Origin of the sequence: Nocardia alba NBRC 108234 (assembly GCF_001612665.1) — a bacterium.
Taxonomy (GTDB): domain Bacteria; phylum Actinomycetota; class Actinomycetes; order Mycobacteriales; family Mycobacteriaceae; genus Nocardia; species Nocardia alba.
Genome location: NZ_BDAX01000022.1, coordinates 25,254 through 34,453, shown reverse-complemented (window position 1 = coordinate 34,453; position 9,200 = coordinate 25,254). Strand labels below are relative to the sequence as shown.

The following is a 9,200-nucleotide window of genomic DNA, read 5'->3' as shown; positions in this document are numbered from 1 at the left end:
CCAGAAGGGCGCCAAGTATCTAGTGGTGACTCATGGTTCACTCGCCGGCACTCGAATCACCCTCGGCACGCAACCGGTTCTGATCGGACGCGCCGACGATTCCACGCTGGTACTCACCGACGACTACGCCTCGACCAGGCACGCGCGATTGTCTCAGCGTGGTGACGACTGGTACGTGGAAGACCTCGGTTCCACCAACGGCACATACCTAGACCGCGCGAAAGTCACCACCGCCGTCCGTGTTCCGCTCGGCACTCCTGTGCGAGTCGGCAAAACAGTGATCGAGCTGCGATCGTGACACTTGTTCTGCGCTACACCGCGCGAAGCGACCGCGGACTCGTCCGGGGCAACAACGAAGATTCGGTCTACGCGGGCGCACGCCTGCTAGCACTGGCCGATGGCATGGGTGGCCACGCCGCCGGAGAAGTGGCCTCCCAGTTGATGATCGCCGCGTTGGCGCATCTCGACGACGACGAGCCCGGCGACGACATCCTCGGCAAGCTCGACCACGCCACGCACTCCGGCAACGCCGCCATCGCCGACCACGTCGAGGCCGAACCCGAACTCGACGGCATGGGCACCACGCTCACCGCCATCCTGTTCGCGGGCCGCAAACTCGGCCTGGTGCACATCGGCGACTCGCGTGCCTACCTGCTGCGCGACGGCGAACTCGCCCAGATCACCCGCGACGACACCTTCGTGCAGTCGCTGGTCGACGAGGGCCGGATCACCGCCGAGCAGGCGCACACCCACCCGCAGCGTTCGCTGATCATGCGTGCCCTCACCGGCAACGAGATCGAGCCGACGCTGATCATGCGCGAGGCCCGCGCCGGTGATCGTTATCTGCTGTGCTCCGACGGGCTTTCGGACGTGGTGAGTGACGAGACCATCGGCAACACCCTGCGCGAGGGCAACACCGACGAGTCCGCCGACCGGCTCATCGAACTGGCGCTGCGCAGTGGTGGTCCCGACAATGTGACCGTTGTCGTCGCCGATGTGATCGACCTCGACTACGGGCAGAGCCACCCGATCCTCGCGGGCGCCGCCTCCACCGAGGAGGAGGAGGATTCCCCGCCACCGAATACCGCGGCGGGGCGTGCCGCCGCCATGCGTCCGCCGCGCGCGCAACCGCGCCGGGCCGCCGCGGCACCGCCGCCGCCGGAGACCAAGTCACACAAGCTGCGCTGGCTGCTGCTGTCGCTGGCGTTGATCGCCGCGGTCGCCGTCGGACTCGTGGTGGGCTACAAGATGATTCGCAGCAACTACTACGTGGGCGCCGACAACGACAAGGTGGTCGTGATGCGCGGCCTGCCCGGGTCGATCCTCGGCTACTCGATCCACGATGTGGAGCTCACCGGCTGCGTGAACAACAAGGGCGAACTCACGCTCGTCGAGGTGGGCAAGTCCGCGCCGAGCGGGTGCAAGCAGCTGATGGTCAGTGACCTGAAGCAGACCGGGCGCGAGCAGGTGCAGAAGGGCCTGCCGCCGGATTCGCTGGACAAGGCGCGCGGCAGCATGAAGGTGCTGGCGCAGAACGAACTCCTGCCGCCGTGCGCGAAGAAGGAAACGGTGCCGCAGCCCGGCGTACTTCCGCCCGAGCCGACCCCGGTGATCCCCGGTGGCGCACCGACTCCCGGCCCCGATCAGCCCGCGGCACCGACCACGACCACACCGGTTCCGACCACCACCGTCCCCCCGACAACCCCGCAGATCTCAGGGGAGAACTGCCGGGTGACGGACTGATGTCCGCACCGCCACCGCCGTCGGCTGGGGCGTTCCCCAGTCCCCCTGGTGGATTCGCGCCGGCGCCGCCGCCGTCGACGCGACGCAACCAGGAATTGCTGTTGCTGGCGGGCGCGGCGGGCATCACGACGGTGTCGTTGTTCATCGTCGAGGCGAGCCAGGAACAGTCGATCACCACCGACATCGCCAAGTACGGTGTGGCGTTCCTGGCGCTGTTCGGCATCGCCCATCTCGCGGTGCGCCGGTTCGCACCGTTCGCCGACCCGCTGCTCCTACCGATTGTGGCGCTGCTCAACGGATTAGGGCTCGTGCTGATCCATCGGCTCGACCTCGCGGAAGCGCAGAAGGCCGCGTACGACGCGACATCGGTGCCCTCCCCCGACGCCAACCAGCAGATCATGTGGACCGGCCTCGGCATCGTGGTGTTCATCAGCCTGCTCATCGTCTTGCGGGATTACCGCACGCTGGCGCGCTACACCTACACACTAGGCCTGGTAGGGCTGGTCGCGCTGGCGATTCCGGCACTGTTGCCGAGCCGGTTCTCCGAAGTCAACGGCGCCAAGATCTGGATCCGGCTGCCCGGATTCAGCATGCAGCCGGGCGAATTCGCGAAAATCCTGCTGATCATCTTCTTCGCCGGCGTGCTGGTGGCCAAGCGCGACCTGTTCACCGCGGCGGGCAAGCACTTCCTCGGTATGGAGTGGCCGCGACCGCGCGATATGGGTCCCATCCTGATCGTGTGGGTCGTCTGCATCGGCGTGCTCGTGCTCGAAAAGGATCTCGGCACGTCGCTGCTCATCTTCGGCACGGTGCTCGTGATGATCTACATCGCCACCGAACGGGTGGGCTGGCTGATCATCGGCGGCGGGCTGCTCGCGCTCGGGTTCGTGTTCGCCTACCAGCTGTTCGGGCACGTGCGCGTGCGCGTCGACACCTGGCTGCACCCGTTCGACGACTACCACAACACCGGGTATCAGATCTCGCAGTCGATGTTCGGGTTCGCCACCGGCGGGCTCGCCGGCACCGGCCTCGGCAGCGGACGGCCCCAGCAGGTGCCCTTCGCCAAGACCGACTTCATCGTCACCACCATCGGCGAGGAACTGGGCCTGATCGGGCTCGCCGCGGTGCTGATGCTGTTCCTGATCTTCATCGTCCGCGGGCTGCGCACCGCGCTGGCCGTGCGTGACAGCTTCGGCAAGTTGCTCGCGGCGGGCCTGTCGTTCACCATCGCGATCCAGATCTTCGTGGTCGTCGGCGGTGTCACCAAACTGATCCCACTCACCGGTCTGACCACGCCGTTCATCTCCTATGGCGGTTCGTCGCTGCTGGCGAACTACGCGCTGCTCGGGCTGTTGATCAAGATCTCCGATGCGGCCCGCGCACCGGCACCGCCCCGTAAGCGCGCGCCGGCCCCGATCGCCGACGCGGCAACGGAACTGGTGCGCAGGCCGGAAAGCAGGGTGAGCGAATGAACACGCCTCTGCGTCGCGTCGCCGTCGCCGTGATGGTGATGGTGGTGGCGTTGCTCGTGAACGCGACCTACCTGCAGGTGGTCAAGGCCGACGATCTGCGCAGCGATCCGCGTAACTCCCGGGTGCTGCTCGACGAGTACTCGCGCCAACGCGGTCAGATCTCGGCGGGCGGCACCGTGCTCGCCGGCTCCGTCGCGACCGACGACCGGTACAAGTACCTGCGCGAATATCCCTCCGATCCCTCGGCATACGCGCCGGTCACCGGGTTCTACTCGATGCAGTACGGCAAGACCGGCCTCGAGCTGGCCGAGGATCCGCTGCTCTCGGGCAACGACTCGAGCCTGTTCGGCCGTCGGCTCATCGACATGTTCTCCGGGCGCGATCCGCGCGGCGCGAACGTGCTCACCACACTGAATCCGATGATGCAGCAGGTCGCCTACGAGCAGATGACCTCGAAGGGCTACACCGGCGCCGTCGTGGCGATCGAGCCGAGCACCGGCAAGATCTTGACCATGGTCTCCACGCCGAGCTACGACCCCAACGAGCTGTCGGGCCACGACGGCGCGGCGGGGCGCGCGGCCTGGGAACGGCTGAGCACCGATCCGGATCAGCCGATGCTCAATCGCGCCGTCTCGCAGACCTATCCGCCGGGGTCGACGTTCAAGACCGTCGTCACCGCGGCCGCGCTGTCCAACGGCGTCGCCGGTCCGAACGACCAGTTCACGGCCGCGCCCAACATCACCCTGCCCGGGACCAGCACCACGCTGGAGAACTACAACGGCAGCACCTGCGGCGACCAGCCGACGGCCAGCCTCTACGACGCGTTCCGGCGTTCGTGCAACACCGCGTTCGTCGAACTCGGCGTGAAGGTCGGCGCGGCCAAGCTGAAGGACGAGGCCGCCGCGTTCGGCATCGGCGTCGAGGATCCGCCCAATGTGCCGATTCCGGTCGCCGAATCGACCGTCGGCCCGATCCCGGACAACGCCGCGCTCGGCCAGTCGAGCATCGGGCAGCGCGATGTGTCGGTGACGCCGCTCAATGTCGCGGTGATCGCCGCCACGATCGCCAACGGCGGCACCAGGATGCAGCCGTATCTGGTCGATCAGACCCAAGCACCCGATCTGTCGGAGCTCAGCAAGACCAAACCGGTCAGCGTCGGTCAGGCGGTGAGTCCCCAGGTAGCGTCGACCCTGACGGATCTGATGGTCGCCTCGGAGGCCAATACCGCGGGCGGTGGACGGTCGCCTTACCAGATCGCATCCAAGACCGGAACCGCCGAACACGGCAGCAATCCCCGTAACACCCCGCCACACGCCTGGTATATGGCCTTCGCGCCCGCGCAGAACCCGAAGATCGCCATCGCGGTGATCGTCGAGAACGGCGGCGATCGGGCGCTGGCGGCCACCGGAGGTTCGGTAGCCGCTCCGATCGCCAGGTCGGTACTGGACGCGGGCCTGGCAGGGGGCTGAACGAAATGAGTGTGCGAGTGACAACACGGGGGCCCCGATGCTGAACAACGGCGCCATGATCGCCGACCGCTACCGCCTGCAACGGCTCATCGCCACCGGCGGTATGGGTCAGGTATGGGAAGCGATGGACACCCGGCTCGACCGCCGGGTGGCGGTCAAGGTCCTCAAGACCGAGTTCTCCGCCGACCCGACCTTCCGCGCGCGGTTCCGCGTCGAGGCGCGGACCACCGCGCAGCTCAACGCACCCGGAATCGCGGGCATCTACGACTACGGCGAGACCACCGACCCGTCGGGCGGCGAGACCGCCTACCTGGTGATGGAGCTCGTTCAGGGCGAACCGCTCAACGCGGTGCTCAACCGGATGGGCAGGCTCTCGGTCGTCCAGGGTCTGGACATGCTCGAGCAGACCGGGCGCGCACTCGAGATCGCGCACGCGGCGGGCGTGGTGCACCGCGACGTGAAGCCGGGCAACATCCTGGTCACGCCGACCGGTCAGGTGAAGATCACCGACTTCGGCATCGCCAAGGCGGTCGACGCCTCGCCGGTGACCAAAACCGGCATGGTAATGGGCACCGCCCAGTACATCGCGCCCGAACAGGCCGTCGGCGAAGATGCCACCGCGGCCTCGGACGTGTACTCCCTCGGCATCGTCGGCTACGAGGCACTGGCGGGCGTCCGCCCGTTCACCGGTGAGGGCGCGATCACCGTCGCGATGAAGCACGTGCGCGACGCGCCGCCGCCGATGCCCGACGACCTGCCGACGAACGTGCACGAACTGATCGCCATCACCATGGCCAAGGACCCGCTACAGCGCTACCGCAGCGGCGGCGAGTTCGCCGACGCCGTGGCGGCCGTGCGGGCCGGTCACATGCCGCCGCTGCCCGGCGGCGCCACCGGTCAGCCGATGACCGGCGCCACCCGGGTACTTCCGCCCGGCCCGACCGTGGTGCTCCCGGCGGCTGCCGCTGCCGCGGCGGCAGCCGACTACGACGGCGCGACCCGGCGCTTCGGCCACCAGCCCGGCGGTCCGGTGGGTCCGCCCACCGGCGGTTACGGCGGTCCGGCCACCCAGGCTTCCGGGCCTGCGCCGCTGCCGACCAACAACGCCAAGAACAACCAGAAGTGGCTGATCGCACTCGGTGTCGGCGCGCTGCTGCTCGGCGGCGGCGTGCTGTGGTTGCTGTTCGGCGGTGAACCGAACCGGGATTCGGGCACCACGACCACCACCGTGCAGACCACCAAACCGCTACCGCCGCCGGTGACCACCACCAAGGCGTTCCCGCCGCCTCCGCCGGTGATCACCGAGGAACCGCCGGTCACGACGGAACGCCCGACCACCACAACGGTGGCGCCGACCACCACCACCGAACCACCGACCACCACCACCGAACCGCCCACCACCACGACGAAGACGAAGCCGACCACCACGCCGAAGACGACCAAACCGGAGGCGACCACCACGGCGCCCGCCGCGGGCACCACCACTGTCGGTCGTCCCCGGCTGCCCACCTTCGACCTGCCGTTTCCCGATGGTGACACGGCCGTTGGCCCGACCATAGGACAGCCATGACAACCCCGAAGAACCTCTCCTCTCGGTACGAGCTGGGCGAGATCATCGGGTTCGGCGGCATGTCGGAGGTGCACCGCGCCCGTGACGTGCGCCTGTCCCGCGATGTGGCGATCAAGGTGCTGCGGGCCGACCTGGCCCGCGATCCCACGTTCTACCTGCGGTTCAAGCGCGAGGCCCAGAACGCGGCCGCGCTGAACCACCCGGCCATCGTGGCCGTGTACGACACCGGCGAGGCGACCGTCGACGGCGGGCCGCTGCCCTACATCGTCATGGAATACGTCGAGGGCGACACCCTGCGCGACATCGTGCGCGGCAAGGGTCCGCTGGCGCCCCGCAAGGCGATGGAGATCGTGGCCGACGTGTGCGCCGCGCTCGATTTCAGCCACAAGGCCGGGATCGTGCACCGCGATATGAAGCCGGCCAACATCATGATCAACCGCGCCGGTGCGGTGAAGGTGATGGACTTCGGCATCGCGCGGGCGATCGCCGACAGCGCCAACCCGATGACCCAGACCTCCGCGGTGATCGGCACCGCCCAGTACCTCTCCCCCGAACAGGCGCGCGGCGAGACCGTCGACGCGCGTTCGGATGTGTACTCGGTGGGCTGTGTGCTCTTCGAGATCCTGACCGGGCAGCCGCCGTTCACCGGTGACTCGCCGGTCGCGGTCGCCTATCAGCACGTGAAGGAAGACCCGCCGCTGCCGTCGTCGGTCAATCCCGGCGTGCCGCGTGAGCTCGACTCGGTGATCCTCAAGGCGATGGCCAAGAATCCGGCCAACCGGTACCAGACGGCCGCGGAGATGCGCGCCGACCTGATCCGGGTGCTCGGTGGGCAGAAGCCGAGCGCGCCGATGGTGATGAACGACGAAGACCGCGGCGATTACGACGACGAACCCGGCCCGTGGAATTCGCACGACCGCCGCGACGACACCTCCGAGCACCCCGTGGTCGGGCCGGTCGGCGAGGAACGAAACCGCACCGGGCTGATCGCCCTCGGTGTGGCGGCCGCGCTCGCTGTGGCGTTCGGGCTGTTCTGGGTGCTGGTCGGTCCTGGTAGCAAGGCCGACCAGGTAGCCGTTCCCGACCTGTCCGGCAAGTCGGCCCAGCAGGCGCAGACCGCGCTGCAGCAGGCCGGTTTCTATGTGGCCGTGCAGGAGAAACCCGACGGCAAGGTGGCCCCGGGCAATGTGATCGCGACCCAGCCGCTCGGCGGTTCGCGCATCGACGAGGGCAGCACCGTGACGGTGCAGATCTCGACCGGACCCACGCAGGTGCCGTTGCCGCGACTGATCGGCATGAGCCAGGCCGACGCCGAGCGGCAGCTGAATTCGCTCGGGCTGCAGCTCGATCCGAATGTGGCCCGCAAGCCGTCGAGTACGGCTGACACCGACAAGGTGATCGCGCAGGAACCGAGTGCTGGTGTGCGGGTCGACATCGATCAGCCGATCATCATCACCCTCGGCGGCGGGCCGGAAGCGGTTCGAGTGCCGTCGGTGGTCGGCCAGGACATCTCCGTCGCCCAGCCGAATCTGGTGGATACCGCCGGGTTCAAGGTCGAGATCCAGGAAATGAAGTCCTCGCTGCCGAAGGGCCAGGTGCTCGCCACCAACCCGGCCGGCGGCAGCAACGCGGAGAAGGGCTCGACCATCACGGTCCATGTCTCCGCCGGTGACCGCATCACCATCCCCGATCTCACCGGGCTCACCCCGGTGCAGGCCCAGGACAGGCTGCGCGCCGAAGGGTGGACCGGTCAGCTCAGCCAGACCACGGTGATCACGCTCGACGGCAATGCTTCGGGCAAGGTCGTCAGTCAGAGTCCGGCCGCGGGTTCGTCGGTGACGATCAACAGCAATGTGGTGCTGCACGTGGGGGCCTCACCGCTTCCGCGATGAGGTCTCGATTGCATGGCGAATGCGTCCGCCGCGGCCGGGCGGGCGCAGAATGAGGCTGCTTTCATCCCATCCAGCGTTGCTGACGAGGAGGTAGCCCCATGACGACAGCCAGGGACATCATGAAGCCCGGCGCGCAGTGGATCACCCGTGGCGACACCGTGGCGACCGCGGCGACGGCGATGGCCGATCTCGGCGTCGGGTCGCTCGTCGTCGCCGATGACGACGAGCGCATGTGCGGCATCATCACCGATCGCGACATCGTGGTGAAGTGTGTCGCGCTCGGTCTGTCACCTGATCTGACGACGGCGGCGGAACTGTGCGAGTCGACGCCGCGCTGGGTCAGCGCGGACGCCGATGTGGAAGACGTGCTCGACCAGATGGAATCGCATCGGGTGAAGCGCATGCCGGTGATCGAGAACAAGCGCCTGGTCGGGATGATCAGCGAGGCCGACCTGGCGCGCCACCTCGACGACAATCAGCTCGGCGAGTTCGTGACCGCCATCTACGGGCGGCCCTGAGCTAACCCAGGTCCAGGTGAGTGTTCATCGACATGGCTTCCACGGCCATGTCGGTGAGTTCCACGACGCGCACGCCATGGGTACGGAGTTTGTCCACACCCTCGCAGGCGGCGACGAACAGGCTCGGCTCACGCCAGGCGATCACCACGGTGGGGATACCCGCGGCCAGGATGCGATCGGCGCACGGCGGCCTGGTCGCGGTGGCGCGGGTGGAACACGGTTCGAGGGTGCTGTAGATGGTGGCCCTGGTCAGGCGAGGGTCATCGGGGTCGAGCTTGTTCAGCGCGGACTCCTCGGCGTGCACCTTCTCGTCGGTTTCGCGGGAGAACCCGGTCGCGATCTCCACCCCGTCGGCGACGATGACCGCGCCGACCGAATAGGCCGTCTCGCTGGGCGGACAGTTCCTGGCGAGCTCTATCGCCCTGTGCATGAACCGGTGGTCGGTGTCGTCGTGGTCCATGTCGTTTCCCTGCGTTCTGCGAGTTATCCACAACCTCGACGTGATGTGGAATCGGTCATGTTCAGGTGTGGAGCAA

8 protein-coding genes are annotated in these 9,200 nt (G+C 67.8%); 7 read left to right on the top strand and 1 reads right to left on the bottom strand.

What is annotated here, in order from left to right:
- The 7 genes from NA12_RS23730 to NA12_RS23700 form a co-directional block, all read left to right on the top strand.
- Nucleotides 1-298 (top strand): FHA domain-containing protein FhaB/FipA (locus tag NA12_RS23730; RefSeq protein WP_157106411.1); only part of this gene is annotated, 298 nt, incomplete at its 5' end.
- On the top strand, nucleotides 295-1,743 hold the full coding sequence (locus NA12_RS23725) for a PP2C family protein-serine/threonine phosphatase (protein WP_067455492.1): 1,449 nt from the start codon (nucleotides 295-297) through the stop codon (nucleotides 1,741-1,743). The genes NA12_RS23730 and NA12_RS23725, both read left to right, overlap by 4 nt.
- Complete coding sequence (locus tag NA12_RS23720; protein ID WP_067455488.1) at nucleotides 1,743-3,215, top strand: FtsW/RodA/SpoVE family cell cycle protein; 1,473 nt, start codon at nucleotides 1,743-1,745, stop codon at nucleotides 3,213-3,215. Before NA12_RS23725 ends, NA12_RS23720 begins: the two co-directional genes overlap by 1 nt.
- Entirely contained in the window at nucleotides 3,212-4,684 is a 1,473-nt protein-coding gene (locus tag NA12_RS23715; RefSeq protein ID WP_067455485.1) for a peptidoglycan D,D-transpeptidase FtsI family protein, read from the top strand. The genes NA12_RS23720 and NA12_RS23715 overlap by 4 nt, the downstream gene beginning before the upstream one ends.
- Before the next feature lie 37 nt (nucleotides 4,685-4,721).
- Nucleotides 4,722-6,254 carry a protein kinase domain-containing protein gene (locus NA12_RS23710; protein ID WP_067455482.1) on the top strand — a complete coding sequence of 511 codons (1,533 nt, stop codon included), beginning with the start codon at nucleotides 4,722-4,724 and terminating at the stop codon, nucleotides 6,252-6,254.
- Complete coding sequence (gene pknB / locus NA12_RS23705) at nucleotides 6,251-8,146, top strand: Stk1 family PASTA domain-containing Ser/Thr kinase (RefSeq protein ID WP_067455479.1); 1,896 nt, start codon at nucleotides 6,251-6,253, stop codon at nucleotides 8,144-8,146. The genes NA12_RS23710 and pknB overlap by 4 nt, the downstream gene beginning before the upstream one ends.
- 98 nt (nucleotides 8,147-8,244) lie before the next feature.
- A complete protein-coding gene (locus tag NA12_RS23700; RefSeq protein ID WP_056822566.1) occupies nucleotides 8,245-8,664 on the top strand; it encodes a CBS domain-containing protein in 420 nt (139 codons plus the stop codon).
- A 1-nt stretch (nucleotide 8,665) separates the two neighbouring features.
- On the opposite strand, the gene NA12_RS23695 is transcribed toward NA12_RS23700, so the two are convergent.
- Nucleotides 8,666-9,124, bottom strand: a complete 459-nt coding sequence (locus NA12_RS23695; RefSeq protein WP_067455476.1) for a deaminase — start codon at nucleotides 9,122-9,124, stop codon at nucleotides 8,666-8,668.
- Nucleotides 9,125-9,200: the final 76 nt, after the last annotated feature.

Coding starts and splice junctions, on each gene's coding strand:
- NA12_RS23720 (WP_067455488.1), top strand. CDS start 1,743: ATGTCCGCACCGCCACCGCCGTCGGCTGGGGCGTTCCCCAGTCCCCCT.
- NA12_RS23715 (WP_067455485.1), top strand. CDS start 3,212: ATGAACACGCCTCTGCGTCGCGTCGCCGTCGCCGTGATGGTGATGGTG.
- NA12_RS23710 (WP_067455482.1), top strand. CDS start 4,722: ATGCTGAACAACGGCGCCATGATCGCCGACCGCTACCGCCTGCAACGG.
- pknB (WP_067455479.1), top strand. CDS start 6,251: ATGACAACCCCGAAGAACCTCTCCTCTCGGTACGAGCTGGGCGAGATC.
- NA12_RS23700 (WP_056822566.1), top strand. CDS start 8,245: ATGACGACAGCCAGGGACATCATGAAGCCCGGCGCGCAGTGGATCACC.
- NA12_RS23695 (WP_067455476.1), bottom strand. CDS start 9,124: ATGGACCACGACGACACCGACCACCGGTTCATGCACAGGGCGATAGAG.